Source organism: Tidjanibacter massiliensis (assembly GCF_900104605.1).
In the GTDB taxonomy this organism is placed as follows: domain Bacteria; phylum Bacteroidota; class Bacteroidia; order Bacteroidales; family Rikenellaceae; genus Tidjanibacter; species Tidjanibacter inops.
The window spans coordinates 2,033,635-2,052,996 of sequence record NZ_LT629960.1 but is presented as its reverse complement, the minus strand read 5'-3'; the positions used below and the strand labels follow the sequence as shown (position 1 = coordinate 2,052,996).

Annotated in this window: 15 protein-coding genes and 3 tRNA genes; 6 read left to right on the top strand and 12 right to left on the bottom strand. The window is 58.4% G+C overall.

What is annotated here, in order from left to right:
- Window positions 1-69: 69 nt before the first annotated feature.
- On the bottom strand, window positions 70-342 hold the full coding sequence (gene rpsO, locus BQ5361_RS09700; protein WP_022063079.1) for a 30S ribosomal protein S15: 273 nt from the start codon (window positions 340-342) through the stop codon (window positions 70-72).
- Between the two features lie 330 nt (window positions 343-672).
- On the opposite strand from rpsO, the gene BQ5361_RS09695 reads away from it, so the two are divergent.
- From BQ5361_RS09695 to BQ5361_RS09675, 5 genes are all read left to right on the top strand, one after another.
- Window positions 673-2,115, top strand: a complete 1,443-nt coding sequence (locus BQ5361_RS09695) for an NfeD family protein (RefSeq protein ID WP_035471428.1) — start codon at window positions 673-675, stop codon at window positions 2,113-2,115.
- A gap of 48 nt (window positions 2,116-2,163) precedes the next feature.
- Window positions 2,164-3,207 carry an FAD:protein FMN transferase gene (locus tag BQ5361_RS09690; protein WP_052130914.1) on the top strand — a complete coding sequence of 348 codons (1,044 nt, stop codon included), beginning with the start codon at window positions 2,164-2,166 and terminating at the stop codon, window positions 3,205-3,207.
- A gap of 243 nt (window positions 3,208-3,450) precedes the next feature.
- Entirely contained in the window at window positions 3,451-4,314 is an 864-nt protein-coding gene (locus tag BQ5361_RS09685; protein WP_035471122.1) for an aldo/keto reductase, read from the top strand.
- Window positions 4,315-4,648: 334 nt separating this feature from the next.
- A complete protein-coding gene (locus BQ5361_RS09680) occupies window positions 4,649-5,548 on the top strand; it encodes a YegS/Rv2252/BmrU family lipid kinase (RefSeq protein WP_035471434.1) in 900 nt (299 codons plus the stop codon).
- A 137-nt stretch (window positions 5,549-5,685) separates the two neighbouring features.
- Window positions 5,686-5,761, top strand: a tRNA-His gene (locus BQ5361_RS09675).
- Window positions 5,762-6,327: 566 nt separating this feature from the next.
- Here the strand turns inward: BQ5361_RS09675 and BQ5361_RS09670 are convergent.
- From BQ5361_RS09670 to BQ5361_RS09635, 8 genes are all read right to left on the bottom strand, one after another.
- Entirely contained in the window at window positions 6,328-6,801 is a 474-nt protein-coding gene (locus BQ5361_RS09670) for an ExbD/TolR family protein (RefSeq protein ID WP_022063087.1), read from the bottom strand.
- A gap of 1 nt (window position 6,802) precedes the next feature.
- Window positions 6,803-7,384 (bottom strand): ExbD/TolR family protein, encoded by a 582-nt coding sequence (locus BQ5361_RS09665; protein WP_035471127.1) that lies wholly within the window; start codon window positions 7,382-7,384, stop codon window positions 6,803-6,805.
- An 18-nt stretch (window positions 7,385-7,402) separates the two neighbouring features.
- On the bottom strand, window positions 7,403-7,882 hold the full coding sequence (locus BQ5361_RS09660; RefSeq protein ID WP_022063089.1) for a hypothetical protein: 480 nt from the start codon (window positions 7,880-7,882) through the stop codon (window positions 7,403-7,405).
- Between the two features lie 26 nt (window positions 7,883-7,908).
- Window positions 7,909-8,715, bottom strand: coding sequence for a MotA/TolQ/ExbB proton channel family protein (locus BQ5361_RS09655; protein WP_022063090.1), 807 nt, complete (start codon window positions 8,713-8,715; stop codon window positions 7,909-7,911).
- Between the two features lie 147 nt (window positions 8,716-8,862).
- Window positions 8,863-8,950 (bottom strand) — tRNA-Ser (locus tag BQ5361_RS09650).
- 227 nt (window positions 8,951-9,177) lie between these two features.
- Complete coding sequence (locus BQ5361_RS09645; protein WP_035471130.1) at window positions 9,178-10,206, bottom strand: asparaginase; 1,029 nt, start codon at window positions 10,204-10,206, stop codon at window positions 9,178-9,180.
- 154 nt (window positions 10,207-10,360) lie between these two features.
- Window positions 10,361-11,146: a TatD family hydrolase gene (locus BQ5361_RS09640; protein ID WP_035471133.1), complete on the bottom strand. Its 786-nt coding sequence runs from the start codon at window positions 11,144-11,146 to the stop codon at window positions 10,361-10,363.
- A 94-nt stretch (window positions 11,147-11,240) separates the two neighbouring features.
- Window positions 11,241-12,338: a DNA-processing protein DprA gene (locus tag BQ5361_RS09635; RefSeq protein WP_035471136.1), complete on the bottom strand. Its 1,098-nt coding sequence runs from the start codon at window positions 12,336-12,338 to the stop codon at window positions 11,241-11,243.
- Between the two features lie 286 nt (window positions 12,339-12,624).
- On the opposite strand from BQ5361_RS09635, the gene BQ5361_RS09625 reads away from it, so the two are divergent.
- Window positions 12,625-12,695 (top strand) — tRNA-Cys (locus BQ5361_RS09625).
- Between the two features lie 280 nt (window positions 12,696-12,975).
- Here the strand turns inward: BQ5361_RS09625 and BQ5361_RS09620 are convergent.
- The 3 genes from BQ5361_RS09620 to fimD all read right to left on the bottom strand — a co-directional run bounded on the left by BQ5361_RS09620 (window position 12,976) and on the right by fimD (window position 19,357).
- Complete coding sequence (locus tag BQ5361_RS09620; RefSeq protein WP_052130915.1) at window positions 12,976-13,923, bottom strand: DUF5106 domain-containing protein; 948 nt, start codon at window positions 13,921-13,923, stop codon at window positions 12,976-12,978.
- A 131-nt stretch (window positions 13,924-14,054) separates the two neighbouring features.
- Entirely contained in the window at window positions 14,055-17,093 is a 3,039-nt protein-coding gene (locus BQ5361_RS09615; RefSeq protein WP_035471141.1) for a hypothetical protein, read from the bottom strand.
- Between the two features lie 29 nt (window positions 17,094-17,122).
- Window positions 17,123-19,357: a fimbrial tip adhesin FimD gene (gene fimD / locus BQ5361_RS09610; RefSeq protein ID WP_035471147.1), complete on the bottom strand. Its 2,235-nt coding sequence runs from the start codon at window positions 19,355-19,357 to the stop codon at window positions 17,123-17,125.
- Window positions 19,358-19,362 lie beyond the last annotated feature (5 nt).

Genomic DNA, 19,362 nt, shown 5'->3' with positions numbered 1-19,362 from the left:
TATCCAATAAAAGCGAAGGCAATTACTGTCTAATTGCCTTCACTTGACTCCAGCCTTGCAGGAACCGTATTATTTCCTCAGGTTCAGAGCTTTCACAATAGCCCTGTAACGTTCTATATCAACCTTCTTCAGATAATCGAGCGACTTGCGGCGCTTACCGACGAGCCTCAGCAACGCGCGCTGGGTCCCGTAGTCGTGCCTGTTCCTCTTGAGATGTTCCGTAAGGTGGTTGATACGGTAGGTGAATAACGCAATCTGGCTCTCAGGCGAACCAGTGTCGGTATTGGAAGAACCGTACTGCCCAAAAAGCTCCTGCTTCTTTTCAGCTGTCAAATAGCTCATGACTAAAAATTATTTAGTGTTCCACTTTACGATGCATCCGCCTTACCGGGTGACATCAAAGCGTGGTGCAAAGATAAATCTTTTTTATCTTTACGCAAAAAGACCCCCTTTAAAATTATTTATTATCATTATTTTACCTCCGTATGCGGAGAGACAGCCAGAAGAGGGGTTACTAAAAATATTTAATAACACATATACACCGAACGGGAATGGACGGCAATCCACCGCAGCAATTCTCCGGTCCGGCAGACAGGGAAATCCCCTGCCGATTGGTTATATTTGCAGTCGGAACGTCCGCCGATGCGGACAGCCATCCAAAACCATACGCCCATGCACAAGCTCTGTACGGCAATACTGTTCCACCTCCTGCTCTTTGCCGCGGCGGTATCGGTCCGCGGGGCGGAGATATCCGCCCGGGAAGAAGCCGCCCCGTATGCCGGCGCGACGGTCTATCTCCTGCCCATACGCGAAGATATCATGCCCGCGACGGTCAGGCAGGTCACCAGATGCCTGGAAGAGGCGACGGCGCTGAACGCCTCCTGCGTGATCATCGACATGAACACCTACGGAGGAGTGCTCGACGCAGCCGACTCGATACGCACCATGCTGCTGGACTACCCCGCCCCCACCATCGCTTTCATCAATAACCAGGCCGCCAGTGCGGGAGCGCTGATTGCCCTCGCCGCCGACAGCATCTACATGCGCCCCGGCGCAAGCATCGGAGCAGCCACGGTGGTAGACGGAAGCGGCGCAGTGATGCCCGACAAGTATCAGAGTTTCATGCGCTCCATGATGCGTGCCACGGCAGAGGCGCACGGCCGGGTTCCCTCGGCCGAACGGGGCGACACGGTGTGGCGGTGGCGGCGCGACCCGCAAATAGCCGAGGCCATGGTGAGCCCTTCGACAGCCGTTCCCGACCTTGCTGACGGCACGCAGGTGGTTACGCTGACGGCTGACGAAGCCATCGCATGGGGATTCTGCGAAGGGAAAGCCTCCTCGGTGGAGGAGCTTCTTGCACTGGCCGGCATCGACGACTATACGCTTTACGAATACGCCCCCTCCTGGCTCGACCGGTTCATCGGTTTCCTCACCAATCCCACCTTGCAGGCGCTATTCATCATACTCATCATCGGAGGCATCTATTTCGAACTCCAGACGCCGGGCGTAGGATTTCCGCTCGTGGTCGCCATTCTGGGTGCGGTACTCTACTTCGCTCCCCTCTATGCGGAAGGACTGGCCGCCCATTGGGAACTGCTGCTGTTCCTGACGGGCATCGTACTGATAATCCTCGAAATTTTCGTCACTCCCGGCTTCGGAGTTCTCGGCATACTCGGTATCGTCGCCATGATTACGGGACTGGCTTTCGCACTGATAGACACCGCATTGCTTCGCTACGTACCGACCGGGGAGCTTCCCGTATCGGTCGTGCTCGGCCCCTTCCTGATAGTGATTATCTCCGCCGGAGTCGGACTCCTCCTGTCGATATGGTTCGGCAACCGTTTCCTGCGCGGCAAATCGGGTTTGCGCAGGCGCGTCGTACTTGTCTCGGACATGAAGCCCGCCGACGGGTACGTCTCCGTCGCCGCCGACCGGGGGCTGACCGGCCGGGAAGGCATCACCTCCACGCCGCTCCGCCCGGCCGGGAAGGTGGTCATCGGCGGCCGACACTACGAAGCGGCGGGAGACGACGCCGCATTCATCGGAAAAGGCATCGCTGTCATCGTCACGCGCGACGAAAACGGCATCCTCTACTGCCGGAAAAAAGAGGCGTGAGCCCTCCGCCCACACACCGGACGGAGCGTAAAAAAACGAACGAATACCATGCAGACAAGAGAGACATCGGGACAGGGCCGCAAACGGCACCGGAACAACATCGGAAGGAGAAACGCGCTGGCAGTCGGGGCCGCCATTCTGCTCGCAGCCTGCGGACGGCCCGCCGAAACGGCAGAAACCGTCGAGGGATTCGCCCTCGGCACCGTCTACAAGGTAACGGTATCGGACAAGGCGCCGGACAGTCTACGGGAGAAGGTAGAAGGGATATGCGCTGCGGCCGACAGCTCCATGTCGGTATTCAACCCCCGCTCGCTGCTCAGCCGCATCAACCGCAACGAGACCGATTCGCTCAACGAAGACATCATCCGCAACATCGAGCTCGCCCGCAGTGTCAGCGAACTCTCCGGCGGCAAGTACGACATCACCGTACAGCCCCTCGTGGACGCCTACGGTTTCATCGACGGCCGACAGGCAGCCGAGGTGAACGTGGATTCGCTGCTGCGGTACGTCGGTTACGAGAAGATAACCATACGCGAAGGACGACTCATCAAGCAGTATCCCGAGATACAGATAGGTCTCAACTCCATCGCCAAAGGCTACACGGTGGACAAGATAGCCCGCATGTTGGAACAGGAAGGGGCATCGGACTATCTCGTCAATGTGGGCGGCGAGATTTTCTGCCGCGGCGTCAATCCCTCCGGCGAACGCTGGCACATCGCCATCGACACCCCCTATGAGGGAAATTACCTTCCCGGCGCCAGCACGAGCACCGTCATCAATGTATCGGAGGCGGGTATCGCCACCTCCGGCAATTACCGCAATTTCCACACGGGGCCCGACGGACGGAAATACACGCACATCATCGACCCTACGACGGGAGGAAATACCGAAAGCAACCTGCTTTCGGCCACCGTCGTGGCGGAGAGTTGCACGCTCGCCGACGCGATGGCGACAATGTACATGGCACTGGGACTGGAAGGATCGCTGGCCCTGCTGGCGGAACATCCCGAATTCGCCGTCCTGCTCATCTATGCCGACGGGAACGGAGAGATGAAAATGCACATCTCCCCCGCCATGGAACAATACATGTGACCTCCCCCCCCCGAAGTTTTCCGTATCCATCCCATACATACGCCGCAGCCTGTCCGGACAACGGAGTGCAGGCCGCCCAGGGGCGGGCATACCGTGCGGCCGATATGCTGCGGGAAACATTCCGCAGCAGCCGTCCGTTCCGTATCCATCCGGAAAAGAGGTAATCCTTCAGGTAAAATGTATAAGGCGAGAATGGCACAATCTCTGTATCTTTGTTCATCTATCAATAAAAAACGAAACACTATGCAGAGCGTGACACTGAACAACGGCGTTGAAATGCCGCAGTTGGGGTACGGAGTCTATCTGGTTGCCCCCGAAACGTGCGAACGGTGCGTGCTCGATGCGATTGGTGCGGGCTACCGCAGCATCGACACGGCCCAAGCCTACTACAACGAAGCGGGCGTCGGCGCCGCCATCGCCAAATGCGGCATTCCCCGCAGCGAACTCTTCATCACCACCAAGGTATGGATTAGCAATGCCGGCGAAGAGCGGGCGGCAGCCAGCATCGAAGAGTCCCTGCGCAAGCTGCATACCGACTACATCGACCTGCTGCTGATACACCAGCCCTTCGCCGACTATTACGGAACGTATCGGGCCATGGAAAAGGCTGTACGGGCCGGCAAGGTACGCGCCATCGGAGTAAGCAACTTCTACCCCGACCGGTTCGTGGACCTGGCCGAAAACGTAGAGATTAAACCGGCTGTCAACCAACTGAAGACGAATGTCTTCAGCCAACAGTGGGATTCGGAAAGGGAGATGGAACAATACGGAACGAAAATCATGGCGTGGGCACCGATAGCACAGGCCGATGCCGACCTGTTCGAAAATCCGACGCTCCAAGCCATCGCCGAAAGCCACGGCAGAACGGTTGCGCAGGTGGCCCTGCGGTACCTCATCCAGCGCGGCATCATCGCCATCCCGAAAACCACGCACATCGACCGCATGAAGGAGAATCTGGATATTTTCGATTTCGAGCTCTCCGCCGCGGAGATGGATTCCATCCGGCCGCTCGACCGGCCCCGCGAATTTCAGGGGTCGCACCGCGACCCGGAGCTGGTCCGCTTCCTGCTCGACTACGACAAGAAGTTCAATCCGGCCAACAAATAATCCTGCCCGAAAGGGAGACACGAAAGGGACGGACGGCGTTTTCGTCGTTCGTCCCTTTTCTTTCTCCTCCCGAAAAGGGCCGCCGACGGAGACCATGCAAACTATTCCTGCCGGTATATACCGTTTCCGATATAAATGCCTACCTTTACCCATGGAGAAAGCCATCGGCACAAGACAGGGACACGGCCCGGAAGCACCGTCGGGCTATCCTTCGCCTCCGCCTGCACGGCCTCCGGAACATACTCCGGAATTTCCCGAAGAGCAGGGAAAAGCACGGACCCCGTTCCCGGTACTCCACGGCCTGCCCGGTTCTCCGTCGGAAACATTACAGTATATGTTACGAAAAGTACTCTTCATCTATAATCCCTCTTCGGGAGAGAGCCCGGTAACCGGCCGCTTCGACCGCATCATCGAACTCTACCAGGCTCACGGCCTACACATGCTGTTTCACCGTCTTGCGTTCGATGCCGGCGACGAAGCGGTCCTCGCCGCAGTGGACGGCAGCTTCGACCACCTGCTGTTGGCCGGAGGCGACGGCAGCATCAATTACGCAGTGAATCTGATAAAGGGGATGGGACTGAACCTGCCCGTCGCAGTACTGCCTGCAGGAACGGCCAACGATTTCGCCACCCTACTCGGCATGCCGACCGACATCGAAGAGGCATGCCGGGCGATACTCGCAGGACGCATTCACGCCATGGACCTCGGACGGGCAAACGGCCGCTACTTCGCGAATGTCTTCAGTTGCGGTCTCTTCACCGACGTATCCCAGAAAACGCCGACCGCATGGAAAAACAACCTCGGCAAAATAGCCTACTACATCAACGGGATAGGCGACCTGCCGCGTTTCCGTAAGATGGAGCTCTCCATCACCTCCGACGGAGGCGACTTCCGAGGCAATGCCATCATCTTCTTCGTCTTCAACGGACGCACGGCCGGCACGCTGCCGCTCGCCTATCTCTCCGAGGGGGACGACGGCCTGCTCGACATTTTGGTACTCAAAGGCGATACGCCGCTCGACACCCTGCACACGGCCATCCGGTACCTGCCCCGGCTGCTTCACCGCCGGCGCTACCCGGAAGGCATCGTTCACATCCGGTGCAGCCGACTTCACGCGGAGTGCGACCGGGACGAACATACGGATGTGGACGGCCAGCCCGGCCCATCGTTCCCCATCGACATCACATGCGAGCACGGTGCGCTGCCGGTCATCCTTCCCGACCGAAAACGCTAAGGGCCGAACGATACGGCTCGCCACCCCGGCGCCCAGATAGGGAAAGGTGCCGCAACACTATTTTAACCCCATTTTTTGTAAAAACAAAAAAGTATATTACATTTGCATCCGCGTATCCGCTGAAGGGTACGCTATATGGTGGATGTAGCTCAGTTGGTTAGAGCACCAGATTGTGGTTCTGGGTGTCGTGGGTTCGAGCCCCATCTTCCACCCCGAAGGCCTTCTTAGAGGAAGGCCTTTTTTATTGCCGAACGGCTTCCGGAACATACGGTCCCAGCAGGCCTACCAGCCCATCCGGAGTACCTCACACCGCCCGATTAGCCCTTTCTCCACACAATCGTCCCGTCCCGCAGGCCATCGTCTTCCGAGCAGCCCCCGGCCATTCCTTTTAAACTTTTTTCTTACACAATACCTCTTCCCGCGCGCACGCCAGTCCGTACTTCGGATTCCACACTTCGTTTTTCCGTCATCCATAGCCCTGCATTCCGGTTTGCTAAACCAGCCCCATACATTGACTTTCTCCGTCACCCGTAGCTCCGGCCCCCGGCCGTCCCCGCTATACTACGACAGTTGCACCGACATACCGTTCCCGGCCGACACGCCCGAAAACCGTTCCGCAACGGCCGACGGTTCCTGTCCGCCTCGTCGGCCCCTCCCTTGCTTTCCCATCCCCCGTCTCACTCCTGCGGCAGGAGAGGGAACGGTTCCGCAGCGGCAGGCAACAAAAAAATGCGGGCGCCCTTCCGGCCGCCCGCAAAAACTACGTATATATTCTACGACTAATTGTATCCCAGCGATTTGGACGCCGCATAAGTCACACGAAGGGCATTCGCCTTACGAAGCTCCTGCTTCACGTCGGTAATGATACCCATTCTCGTATAACGGTCGGCCTTGATACAAACCGACATGGCATTGCGGTCGCTTTCGTTGAGCTTGTCGCGCTCGGAAGCAATGAAGTCCAGAATATCCTGCGGAGTACGATAGGTATCGTTCAACTGGATACGGGGTGCCGTACCGAACTGGGCCTGAAGCTGCTTGGTAGGCTGTCCCACATAGATGTAGCTTACGAGACTCTTCTTCTCCAGCTTCTGGATTTCGGTAGCCTCCGGCAGCGTGAATGCCACCCTCAACTCGGTCTCCTTCATGGATGTGGTCGTCATAAAGAAGAACAGAATCATGAAGATTACGTCGGGCAGGGAGGCCGTCGAAATGGGCGGCACACCCTTGTTACCTTTTTTCCTTATAACTGCCATACTAATTTCCTCCTATGTTTTTAGGTTCGGCCTCGGATATCTTGGTCTGAACCGCCTGCTGGATAGCCTTGCGTTTCGCCTCGTCGAGCTCGCTGAACGAAGCACCGAACCGCTCGCGCGCCACGGCATCACGGATTTCGTTAAAGGCACGCGTCAGTTCGTTCTGTACCTTGATATACATGTCGTAGCTCGTACCGCGGTCGTTCTGGAGCGATATCACCCCTTCGCTGACCGGATAGGGCCCCAAAAGCTCTATGTCGGTCATGACCTTTTCGGGAAGGTCTTCGCTGTTCCCCAGGTTCAGGATAAAATCCTTTGCGAGGTCCTTCACCTGCAACAGGTGCACCAGCTTGCCCTGAACCTGTATCTGGTCATACTGATTGACCTTTACCTGCATCAGGTTACGCTCCTTGATGGGAGGCGCATCGTCCGTAGGATTATCGACCCAGGGGGGCAGGACACGCTGAATACCGGTGTCCGTGTTCATGGTGGTGGCGACAAGGAAGAAAATCAGCAGCAGGAAGGCAATGTCGGCCATCGAGCCGGCATTGATTTCCGGGATTTTTCTTTTATCTATTGCCATATTAATTTACTTTTCAAATCAGCCTTTCTTTACCGCACTCCTTATCTCTCCCCAAAGGATGACCAGAATTGCAATGACAAAAATAGCGTAACCCGCATACAGGCCGACATCGGTCAGCTTAAGCACGGCCGAATTGGTAAAATAACCGTTCGCAGCAGGATTCGGCACCGGAGCGTCGCTCGAAAGGAGATAGCTCACGAAGAATATTACCAACATCGCCACAACGCCAATCAGGGTACGCATGGCGCCCTTGGGATTACTGATGATGTTGATAAGGGGGAACATGATGGCAAGTACCAGCGCGACGGCAAATACCACATAGGCATAAATCAGCATGACATTCACACCCATCGCATTGCCCACGGTACCCACCGGGAATTCCGTCGCAGGCTCCGGATAGAGTACCGAAGCGACGACGAAATATACGAATACCCCGACGCCGAGCAGCAACAGCACGTAGCTGAGGTATTTGATATATTTGAAAATCTTATTGTTCATATTACTGTAAGGTGGTGTGAAACTGATTATTTTTTATTGTACTCCGTAAGCATATCCACCAGGATGATAGAGCTGTCTTCCATGTTGATGACCAGCGTGTCTATCTTGGAAACGATGTAGTTATAGAACAACTGCAGGATGACAGCCGCGATAAGACCGGCGAGCGTCGTCAGAAGGGCCACCTTGATACCGCCTGCCACCAAGGTAGCGGACACGTCGCCTGCTGCCTGAATGGCGTCGAAAGCCTGAATCATGCCGACCACGGTACCCATAAATCCCAACATAGGGGAGAGGGCGATGAAGAGCGAAATCCACGTAAGACCCTTCTCCATGAGACCCATCTGTACGGAACCGTAGGAAGCCACGCTCTTCTCAACGACCTCAAGTCCTTCGCCGTAACGGCTCAGTCCCTGATAGTAGATGCTGGCAACCGGACCGCGCTGGTTGCGGGCAATCTCCATAGCGGCAGGAACGCCGCCCTTCTTGAGGGCCTCCTCAATCTGCGCCATGAACTTCTTGGTGTTGATGGAAGCGAGGTTGAGATAAAGTATACGTTCGATAGCGATAGCCAGACCGAAGATAAGGCACAACAACACCGGCGTCATCCAGCCTGCACCGCCCTCGAGGAATTTCTGCTTGATGGCCTGGTGCATCGGAGTACCCTCGACTTCGGTTTCGGGGTTGATGCCCACCACCTCGGTCTCTACCTCGGCTGCCACCTGCTCCGTAGCTTCAGCTTCGGGCGCCTGGGTTTCTGCCTCCTGAGCGTAAACATTCACAGCCGAAAAGCCCATAACGCCTACCGCTGCCAGAATCAAAAAAAGTTTTTTCATAGCTTTAATTTAGAATTGATTAGACTTATTGTTTTTATCGTTAGTCAAATAAAAGCTCTCCCTTTCCGTGCGGGCCGTTCAGACCGCACTGCATCGCAGTCAAAAAACACTGTCCGCCTCTCCGAAAAAAACGGGCCGGACGAACTGCGGAGAAAGCGGGATTCGAACCCACGATACCCTTTTGGGGTATACGCACTTTCCAGGCGCGCACCTTCAGCCACTCGGTCATTTCTCCCTTTTTGCAGATAAAAAGCAGATTTTCAATTATTTAAACATCAAATCCGCTTGATACCCAAACCGGCATGTCAGTAAAAAGACATACTGCCAGCTTAAAAACCTCCGAAATATAGAAATTTTTTTTCTTCTAAAAAAATACACCTATTATCCCGGTCAGACCCTGTTCCCGCTGTTTCCGGGGCATCCTGCCATTTGCCGGAACGGTCTCCCCGCGGCGGGCGGGCCTCACTCCTCGGTCATCTCACCCCGAACGGAGTGCCTCATGAGCTCCACGAACTCGGCCGTACCGCAGCCGCGGCCGAGCAGGCACATCATTTTGGCAAGCGCCGCCTCGGTCGTGATGTCGCGGCCGCTGATGACGCCTGCCTCCTGCAGGCGCCGACCGGTTTCGTAAATATCCATATTCACCGAACCGCTCACGCACTGCGTCACGTTCAGCACATGTACCCCCCGCGATATGGCCTCTTCCAGCGCTCCGATGAACCATCCGAACGTAGGTGCATTTCCCGCCCCGTAGGTTTCGAGCACCACGCCCCTCACCCCTTCGGCCGAAAGCATGGCCCGGAAAACAGGCTCGGTCATGCCGGGAAATATCTTGACGACCGCCACGTCCTGCGATACGGCGGTATTCACCGAGAAGGTCTTCCCGGCGTCGCAGCGGCATATTGCGCCGTAACGGTAGTGGATGCCCACGCCCACGTCGGCGAGCGCGGGATAGTTGTGCGAAGCGAACGCGCTGAGCTCCTCGGCGCTGTGCTTTTTCGTCCGGTTCGCCCGGAACAGCCTGTTCTGGAAATAGAGCGACACCTCGGGTACAATGGCCCGCCCCTCCTCCTTGGCGGCCGCAATCTCGATGGCGGTAATCAGATTCTCCCTGCCGTCGGTGCGCAGCACTCCGATGGGTATCTGGCTGCCGGTGAACACCACCGGCTTGCCGAGGTTTTCGAGCATGAAACTGAGGGCGGAGGAGGAATACGACATGGTGTCGGTGCCGTGCAGCACCACGAATCCGTCATAACGCTCGTAATTCTCCCGGATGATATCCGCCAGCCTCACCCAGAGTTCGGGGGCCACATTCGACGAATCGATAGGCTCGAAAGGCAGCACCTCAAGGTCCACGTCCAGCCGCCGGAGCGACGGAAATTCGTCATAAATACCGTTAAAGTCGAACGGTACGAGCGTCCCCGTAACGGGGTCCGTCTTCATTCCTATCGTACCGCCGGTATATATCAAAAGCACTGACGACCTTCCCATAGACCAATAATTTCTTCAACCACTTCAACAAATATGCTGTAAAAGACGCCGCACGGCCCTCCGTGCGCTGGAAACGGGGTGCAATTTAATGACTTTTTCGTTATCCGCGAAGCTGCAGAGGTAACGAATTCGTTAAAAACCGGGGAAGGAAGAATCAGATGCCGAACATCCGGCACGCATTGACGGATGTCGCCGCAGCCACCTCCTCCGGAGCGATGCCCTTCAGTTCGGCCACTTTCCTGCAGACGTGGACGATGTAGGCCGGCTCGTTGCGCTTCCCCCGGTAAGGAACCGGCGGCAGATAGGGGGCGTCGGTTTCGAGCACCATATCGCCGAGCGGCATGCGCGACACGACCTCGGGCAGTGTGCTCTTCTTATAGGTAACGACGCCTCCTATGCCGAACAGGAAATCGCCGCACGCCTTCACCGCCTCGTACTCCTCCCACGTACCGCTGAAAGCGTGCATGACACCCCGCACTCCGCTTCCCCGGAATTCCCGCAGGAGGCCTAGCATCTCCGGCCACGCCTCCCGCGTATGGATGACGAGCGGCAGTCCGAAGCGGAGCGAAAATTCGACCTGCCGGCGGAAAGCCTCCTCCTGCTCCCTCTGCCATTCCCGGCTCCAATAGAAGTCGAGCCCCACCTCTCCGACGGCATAGAAACGGCGGGACGCCCCTCCCGAAAGGTACTCCTCCACGAGCGCCACTTCCCGGCGCCAATCGGGATTGTCGTTCACCGAAGTGGGATGCAGGCCCATCATGGGCAGGCAGACATCCGGGTATGCGTCGCACAGTCCGAAGAGGGCCGCATGCGTCGCAGCGTCAATCGCGGGACACATCATTCTGCGAACCCCGGCTTCGCACGCTCGCGCGACCACCTCCGCCCTGTCGACATCGAATGCCTCGTCGAACGGATGCGTATGCGTATCTATCAGTTCCATATCGTTCGTGTTTCGTATCCTTCCTCTCCGGTACGACGGACAGACCGGCTTCCGGACTCCTCCGTCCGCCCGTGCCGCATTCCCGCCGCACCGGTCAGCTCTTTTCGTATCTTTTCCCCGGCAACGCCCGGACCATCCCGCCGAGTTCCAGCCCCAGCAGCACGGCCGAAATCTGTCCTATCGGTATGCCGCTGCGCAGCGCCAGCGTATCCATGTCCGCAGCCTCCCCGTCATGCAGACACTCCATGATACGCCGTTCGTCTCCGTTCAGCACCGGCGGCGACTCCCGGACGGGAATAAATCCCGGACATGCAATGTCCCATCCCAACTCCCGGACGATATCGTCGCCCGAACACACCATGGCGGCCCGGCGCTCCATGATGAGCCGGTTGGCTCCCGCCGAACACCGGTCGCCCGCACGCCCCGGTACCGCCATTACGATACGGCCGTAACCGTCCGCCAACGCCGCGGTGGAGAGAGCGCCGCCTCCGGCCGGGGACTCCACGACCACGGTTCCCTCACCCATCCCGGCGATTATCCGGTTGCGCGGTATGAAATAAGCGCCGTTCTGCCTGGTCCGCGAGTGCAGCTCCGTCACCACGGCCCCGCCCCGCTCCGCAATGTCGTGCGCCAGTGCCCGGTGCTGTACGGGGGTAACGCCGGGCAGCGGATTGGCGATAACCGCCACCGTCCGGAGCCCATACCGCAAAGCGGCACGGTGTGCGGCGGCATCTATCCCGTAAGCGAGCCCGCTGACGACCGCCGTTCCGGCGGCGAGTTCGGCCACGCGGCCCACCAGTACATCGCACATCTGCTGACCGTAAACGGTCGCCGCACGGGTACCGACCACCGACAGCATCCTGCCGCGGAAAGCCGCGGCGTCGCCGACGAAATAGAGGACATGGGGATAATCGGGACATTCCCGCAGCAGCGCCGGGTAATCCACATCCGTGGATGCGACAGCCGATATGCCGTGGCGCCTCATGTAGCGCAGCTCCTCTTCCGCCTCCCGATGCGCGGTTTTCGCCGCCAGGGCACGCGCGATGTCGCTCCGCAGCCCGAACTTTCCGGACAGCTCCCCCTCCGATGCGGCATACACCGCAGAGGCACTGCCCGCCAGGGAGAGCAGGTGTGCCGCTCCCCGGACACCGAGTCCCTTTTGAAGCGTAAGCGCTATGTCGTCCACCGTCATGCCGCCGCAGTTTTTACCGTAAAGGTAATAAAAAACCCGTACTGTCTCTCCCGTATCTTCTCCTCCTTCCGTTCTCCACCGCCTGTGTCCTTTTCCACCGCCCGCACCGGCGGCCGACAGCGGAGACGGTTCCGTCGGATGCCGGCCGCTCCGGTCGAATGCGGCCGGCGGAAATGCCCCGGCACCAAATTTACCGCACCCGCATCGCCTATTTTTTGGAGAATGAAGATTATTGGCTATATTTGCACACCGTTTCGTACCCCGAAACGGGACAGCGAAACACTACGGTGCGATGGCCGAGCGGTTAGGCAAAGGTCTGCAAAACCTTCTACAGCGGTTCGATTCCGCTTCGCACCTCGAAGATACCCCGCCATACGACGTATGGCGGGGTATCTCTTTCACGGACCTTCCCGAGACAGAAAAGAGAAACCGACAGCAACGACAGAGACGAAGAGGTCGGGCAAGACGCGGAATGCGGACTCCCGCCTATCGGGACACAGATACGTCCGTCATTCCGGCCCGACACGGCGAAAATTCCGAAACAGGAAGGAGAAGAGCCGACAGAATCCGGAAGACCTTCCAGGATATGGCCGGTGCGGCAAGATAGCGGCCATGCATCCGTTCCGGCTCCTCCGAACTATGACGGTCGCTTCGCAGCCGCAGCCTGTCCACTGCACAAGGCTGCAAGCCGCTCCTCGACCTGTACCACGGAAGCATCCTTCAATATCACGCACCGTTCGCCGTCGAGCAGATAGAGCGTCGGCAGAGCCCGCAGGTCATAAACCGTCCGGCAGGAGGAGGACATCCCTCCGTCGAACCCGTCAATTCCCCCCATCGGACATCCGGAACGCTCCCAATCGTCCCGCTCTCCGACGCATACGGCCAGGAGGACAAGCCTCCCCCTACGGAGCGACTCGCCCACAATCGGCGAAGCCTCCAGCGCGGCCTTCATCCGGCGGCACTCCCCGCAGCCGGGATAGTGGAAAAACAGCAGAATATGCGGTGCCTCGATATCCGACAGGCGATGCCGGCTCCCGCCGCGGTCGACATAGATGAAATCGGCGGCCGGAGTACCCGGCCGGTTCATCGACAGCCTCTCCAGCGCCTGCCGGGCCCGAACCTTGTCTATCTCCGCGATGCAGGGACTCTCCGTAAATGCCCGCAGCGCGGCCGCATACAGCTCATCGCTGCGCATCGGCGACCAGGGTTCGTAAAGATACCTGTCGCACAGCTCCATCAGACGGTACAACCCGTCGGAACCAGCCGCGCGCCCGAAAAGCGCACCGAATGCACCGTCCGCCGAGGCGATACGGGACAGCAGTCCGAGGAAATCCACGAATGCCTGCTCGGCCTCCGGAGCAGCGATATCCGCGCCGGCGAAATCGAAACCGTCCCAGTAATGGAGCGCAAGATACTCGGCCCGTGCGGCTCCCCGAAGGGTGTCGGGAATATCCGGCAGCCGGAACCCGACCCCGTCGGACAGCTCCGTTTCACCCCCCGCACGAAGCGGAGAGCCGGCGATAGACGCACAGCCGGCGACGGTCAGGCAGGCCGCACACACCGACACGACAGAGAGAAAACCCATACGTCTGATTCTTCCGATACCGCAAAAGGCTCCGAACCTTCGGCAGGTTCGGAGCCGTGCGGCGGTCCAAACGTGCGGTACGGGCAGGGCTGCACGGCGCAGCGATACCGCAGCCTCGATACCGCATGTCGTCAATTGCCCTCCTCCAGCCTCATTTCGATGGCCGTATCGTCGAAGAGGTCGGCCAGGCTGGTCACGTCCGCATGCCATGTATTCCCCTCTCCGTCCCGATAATATACCCCTATCGGGTCGGTGTACCAGTTGAAGGCATACTCCTTGCGCAGGCGCAGTTCGTACTCTCCGTCGGCCGTAATCGTCATGGAGCCTATCCGCGTGCCGTTGCTGACGCGTTCAAAGGAGACGAAGGCATTCCGCGGCACGTCGCGCATCACCCCGTTGTCATTATACCGAATGATACCCCGGATGGACTCGTTCGTGACACGGAAGGTCTTCCGGAAGAATACGACCATCTCCTCGTCGGAGCTGACGGTGATGTCGCCGGCACTCACCACTTCGCCGGTAAGGAAAGGCAGCCGCTTCCGTTCACCCGCCTGGTCTACGGAGCCGCCGTTGTCGAGGAGCGTTCCGTCCTTTTTCAGCGCACTGCCCGTGCCGAAGGTACGCTCCGTACTTCTCTGCGCATCCACCGTATAGATGAATCTTCCCGGAACCGACGGGTCGGCCTTCAGCTTCCCGTCCGTCAGGTTGCACTCGGCCAGCCTCGATTCGTCTATCTCGAGCATCGGAGCGTCGATATATATCTCGAACGGCTCCCCGAAGGGGTCTACGGACTTGCCGTCGGAACCGGCGAAGCTCGTCACATCCAGCTCGATATCCACCTGCTGCTGCGGACGGTACGTCCACGACAGCGGCGTCACGGTCTCCTCCTCCGCTCCCGAGGTATCGGTTCCCTCTCCGTTCACCCGGGCCGCGAAGCGGAACGGATTGTAGTTGGCCAGCTCGAACGTCACCGACCGATAGGCATTTCCCTCGTAGGGCGCTCCTCCGTTACCGGGGTACCCAGAAGACGACCCGGGCTGGTTGGAGGCGATACGTACCACTTCGGCGCTCTGCGCGCGGTTGGTGTACATGTAGATGGCATACCTGCCCGTTTCGGACGCAGGTTTCTGGGGCCTCTTCGGCATGAACATATGCACGCGGCCCCCGCTTCCCCAGGACTCCTCATCTATCGGATAAAACGTACAGTCAAATTCGGCAACACCCGCCTTGTCCGTCTCGTCGTCGAGGTAATAGTTCAGATTCTGGGAATAGAGCAGGAATTCGTCCCTGTCCCCGGCATTGACAGGCTGTGCAGGCTGCTCGCCGTTGTTCATCATCTGCATATCGAACTGCACGTTGGCCCCCTTCTTCTGCGGTACCAGACGGTAGAGTATCACGTCGTCCTCCGCATAATCGCCGCCGGGCAGGTTGTTGTATTCATTCAGTCCGGAGACCGTAATGGAGAATTGGTGGTCGGCGAATACGACCTGTTTGGTCAACTCGTCGAAGAAATTCGCTTCCAGCATCACATCGCCGACATGTCCTTCCCCCTGCAGGAGGACGTTCTCGAAATAGACGCGCTGCACACCGGTCTGCCGGGCCGTGTAAACATATTTATAGCCCCACTCGTTGTCCAGCTCGCCATAGCCCTCTTCGCCCTTGAAAACGAGCGGCAGGTCCATTCCGGATTCATGACGCACGTCGAGGTCGTTGGTGGAAATCAGTACGCGCAGCGGAAGCAGCTCCTGCGGACAGCTCTCCGGAATCGTGAACATCAGCGTCACGTGCTCGCCGATATTGTGGCCGTAAACCTGCGTTCCCACCCATGCAGGTTCGAACTTTTGCGTCTTGACCGTTATCACCTTGATTTTCCGCTGCAGACGCCCCTTCTTCACGAGCAGCGTACCCTCCAGTTTGTCATTCTCCCCCATCCGGAGCAGATTCACGGTTATCTCGCCGTAGCCGACCGTATTGTTTTCGATGCGGGCGAAACGGTTTCCCACGTTCATGCCCCCCACCTTGTTACCGTCCAGCCACGTCACCGAGGGGAGGTCGGCTTCGGTTATCCGCGTACCGTTCTTGCCGGTCACGGTATAATAGAGCGTATAGGAATCGCCCGTCTCCTCCTCACCGAGCACATAGCTCGTCTTCGCCACGGCCAGGATGTAGTTCTGGTCCTCCACCTCATTCACCTCGTCGGATATGGAGACCCAGACGTTGTTCGTGGCGGGCGCCTCCAGCGCGCTGACGAAGTCGGGCTGTCCGTAGGAAAGCGTGCCGGCTATGTTCAACCGGTAATGGCAATTACGGCGTATCAACACCTGTTCTCCCTCGTCGTCGATGAGCATGACACGGTAATAGAGGTCGGTATCCTCACTGGGCAGATGCCCACGAAGGATGACGCTCACGGGATTGTCCGAAGCATTCTCGCTCTCGAAGACATACTGGTCGGAAGCGGTGCGCACGTCCATGATGTCGCTCACCACCGCCCTGTTCTGCGGAAGCGTTATAAAAGGCTCGGTACCGGGCCATACGAACCCCTCCTGAGGATGCCAGGGGGCCACGGTCCCGTAGGCATTCGTATTGCAGACCACGAAACCGGTGACTTCGAGGAAACCGTTGCCCGTAGGATTCAGCACCGACACCCTCGCCTGGTTGCGTACGAGGACGATGGTACTGCCCTGCATCTGCTCGTCGATTTTCCGGTTGTCTCCTGCCGCACATGCGAAACGGGCCCAATATATCATCTTGCCCGCGGAACCCTCCAGTACGGCCATGACTTCCGCCTCGGACTTGTTGCGGAAACTGTCCTCCGCAAAATCCTGCATATTCTGGTTCCCGATGAAATGTATCGTCCGCGTATTCTCCGGTACACGGGCGGTAAGCGAACCCTGCATATCGCCCTGCCTGTCCAGTTCCGCATCGGCGGTCGATATGAAGAGCCCGTACGAATCGAAACAGAACAGCGTCATGGTCTGCACATCCAGTCCGTCGGGGTCCACCGACCTCGTCACCACCTCGGGCATGGAGGGTATCTCGACCCCCGCACGCAGGGTCACATAACCGTCCGACGCCGACATTCCCCCGTCCGCCGGCCACTCCTCCCGCTGGCAGGCGGCGGCCAGAAACAGCGCACCAAGCAGGGCCGCATAGCGTATTCTCCTTGTCATATCTCTCGATTTTAATTGCCTTTCACAATTCATTTCCCGCCGTCGTAAGCATCCCGGATGCAGCGGATTGCCGCAGAACCCGCCTGAGTGGCCTTCGGATTCTCGACGATGCCGTTCGCGCTCCAGTACTCCGGGCCGGCGAGCACCTCGTCCATCGCCGCATTCGCTCGGTACTGGAACTCGATGATGACCCCTATCTCCGCCCTGGTGGGGAGACGCCAGTCGTCCAGATGGACGACCTCGTTCGTTTCGGGGTCGCGGTACACCTCCACATACTCCTTGCAGTGGCTCGCCGCACTCTCCTGCGTGGGAGAGAAGGTCGCCCCCAACTGCGACGCGACCATGAAGGACGGGGACACCATCACCTCGTTGTCGGTACCCGGGTCGGTCACGCCGTCGCTCATGCGCGGCCTCCCCACGGTATAGTCGCCGGACGAGGCGGTAATCCGTACATGGTACATGCGGGCGTTGCCGGGTGTAAACAAACCGGTGGTAGCTATCTCGTAGCTGTACTCATAACGAGGCCTCCACCAAGACCCGACATTCTCCTCCGACTCGTCCCAAGAGTAATAGTAAATGTTGGACTTGCCCCGATTGTTCCCAGAAGTAATCTGTTCGGCCACCTTGGAGGTGAAGAAATAGGACGAATTCGACCCGCCCCGTTGATAATAGTTCCTCCAACTGCCCGTCCCGTTGTTCCATCCTCCGACGGCCACGATGCGGTCATCGTTTCCGTTGAGGCGGTTATCGGAATCGTAGGGATTATCGACCGGCTCTCCGTTTATCAGCTCGTAGGTCGTACCGCCGAAATCGGAGCGGTAGGAGTACCATCCCTGGATATTGGTGATGTACTCCAGCGGATACTGCTCGACGATGACGGTACGCGGCGTAGCCCCGTCGGTATTGGTCACCTCCAGCTCAATGTAACGCACGGCATTGTTGAGCGGCAGCGGACTGTACACGTCGATATTGCCGGTAAGCCCCTCGGCGGGGGTCGCCCGGATGGCATCGAAGATATCCCGGTCCACCGCTTCCTCCTGTCCGAACTTGTTGATGAAATAGGCACGAAGTACCTCCACCCCGACCTGCGACGAGGAGGCGAAACGAAGCGTGGCGGTATCCGCCTCGATGTTATACATCTCCATCTCGTCGGTATTCACGGTCAGATATATCGGATGTTCCGTCCCGCCTCCCACGTCTATCGTCTCTTCGTCCCACTCGCTCACCGAATATTCGACAGGACCGAGTTCGAGCGCCTCCGAAGGGTCGGTCGCACCCGCCGCATTCACCGTAACGGCCACCTGATAGCAATGGTTGCGCAGCAGGTTCTTGGATTTGCTGACGGGTATCTGGTAATAGCTCCTCGGCTGGAACTCGCCGCGGTTGCCCTCTTTGTCCAGCGGATAGAGCGGCACGTTCACGATAAGGCGCGTCTCCTTCTCCAGCGCACTCTGGTTCGCCCAGTCATGGCTGTATGCGTAAGCGGTCACGGTCACGACATCGGCCGTCCAGTGAAAATAGGAGGAGGCGTTGCGTCCCGGCGTCCACAGCTCGGCATCGGCATCGACGCCGGAGATGACCGACGTGGTATAGGGCATGTTGCGCAGGTAATATCCGGCTTCACCTGCGCCGGACTCGTTGCTGAACTCCACCTTCTCTCCTTTCCGTATCTTCACCACTATCTTTGCCGCCGCACGCTTCAGCATGGCCTTCAATTCGGTATCGGCCGACGCATCGCCGTCGTTGAGTACCACTGCGGCAGGCGATGCCGGTTCGCTGTCGCCCGTATAGGCAATCCCGTCCATCAGGAAGGTCTGCGGTATGTCGGGCAGGCTGGCGATACCGGTCATGTGTATGTTGGGGTCCCGTTGCTGCATGGCCTTCAGCCCGTTCAGGTTGGTCAGTGCATCGAAGGCCTCCGATTCCTCGGTGCTGTTGGCGACGAGATATACCCAATATCCGACATTTTCGGCAAAACTGCTGCGCTTTGCCGAAAGGATTATCTTTCCGCCGGCGGCAGCCGCTCCCGTCACGCGTTCATGGACCACCTTGGTCTCGTCGCCGGCGAAGATGAGCACGTCGATATGGCTGACGGCGACTTCGGCGCCCGACGCCTCCGCACGGCTGACGGCCCCCGCCGACGACACATCGAGAACGATGTTGTCGCCCGACCCGCAGCCGGGAAGAAGGTCACCCGTTTTGCTACAGGCCGCCAGCATAACGGCAGCCGCACAGCAGGCAATACGATACAATACTGTCTTCATCGTTT

Excerpts from the sequence above, each read along its gene's own strand:
- BQ5361_RS09670 (WP_022063087.1), bottom strand. The coding sequence starts at position 6,801 with ATGGCAGTTATAAGGAAAAAAGGTAACAAGGGTGTGCCGCCCATTTCG.
- BQ5361_RS09690 (WP_052130914.1), top strand. The coding sequence starts at position 2,164 with ATGCAGACAAGAGAGACATCGGGACAGGGCCGCAAACGGCACCGGAAC.
- BQ5361_RS09635 (WP_035471136.1), bottom strand. The coding sequence starts at position 12,338 with ATGACGGTGGACGACATAGCGCTTACGCTTCAAAAGGGACTCGGTGTC.
- BQ5361_RS09640 (WP_035471133.1), bottom strand. The coding sequence starts at position 11,146 with ATGGAACTGATAGATACGCATACGCATCCGTTCGACGAGGCATTCGAT.
- BQ5361_RS09695 (WP_035471428.1), top strand. The coding sequence starts at position 673 with ATGCACAAGCTCTGTACGGCAATACTGTTCCACCTCCTGCTCTTTGCC.
- BQ5361_RS09660 (WP_022063089.1), bottom strand. The coding sequence starts at position 7,882 with ATGAACAATAAGATTTTCAAATATATCAAATACCTCAGCTACGTGCTG.
- BQ5361_RS09615 (WP_035471141.1), bottom strand. The coding sequence starts at position 17,093 with ATGACAAGGAGAATACGCTATGCGGCCCTGCTTGGTGCGCTGTTTCTG.
- rpsO (WP_022063079.1), bottom strand. The coding sequence starts at position 342 with ATGAGCTATTTGACAGCTGAAAAGAAGCAGGAGCTTTTTGGGCAGTAC.
- fimD (WP_035471147.1), bottom strand. The coding sequence starts at position 19,357 with ATGAAGACAGTATTGTATCGTATTGCCTGCTGTGCGGCTGCCGTTATG.
- BQ5361_RS09655 (WP_022063090.1), bottom strand. The coding sequence starts at position 8,715 with ATGAAAAAACTTTTTTTGATTCTGGCAGCGGTAGGCGTTATGGGCTTT.
- BQ5361_RS09620 (WP_052130915.1), bottom strand. The coding sequence starts at position 13,923 with ATGGGTTTTCTCTCTGTCGTGTCGGTGTGTGCGGCCTGCCTGACCGTC.
- BQ5361_RS09665 (WP_035471127.1), bottom strand. The coding sequence starts at position 7,384 with ATGGCAATAGATAAAAGAAAAATCCCGGAAATCAATGCCGGCTCGATG.
- BQ5361_RS09685 (WP_035471122.1), top strand. The coding sequence starts at position 3,451 with ATGCAGAGCGTGACACTGAACAACGGCGTTGAAATGCCGCAGTTGGGG.
- BQ5361_RS09680 (WP_035471434.1), top strand. The coding sequence starts at position 4,649 with ATGTTACGAAAAGTACTCTTCATCTATAATCCCTCTTCGGGAGAGAGC.
- BQ5361_RS09645 (WP_035471130.1), bottom strand. The coding sequence starts at position 10,206 with ATGGGAAGGTCGTCAGTGCTTTTGATATATACCGGCGGTACGATAGGA.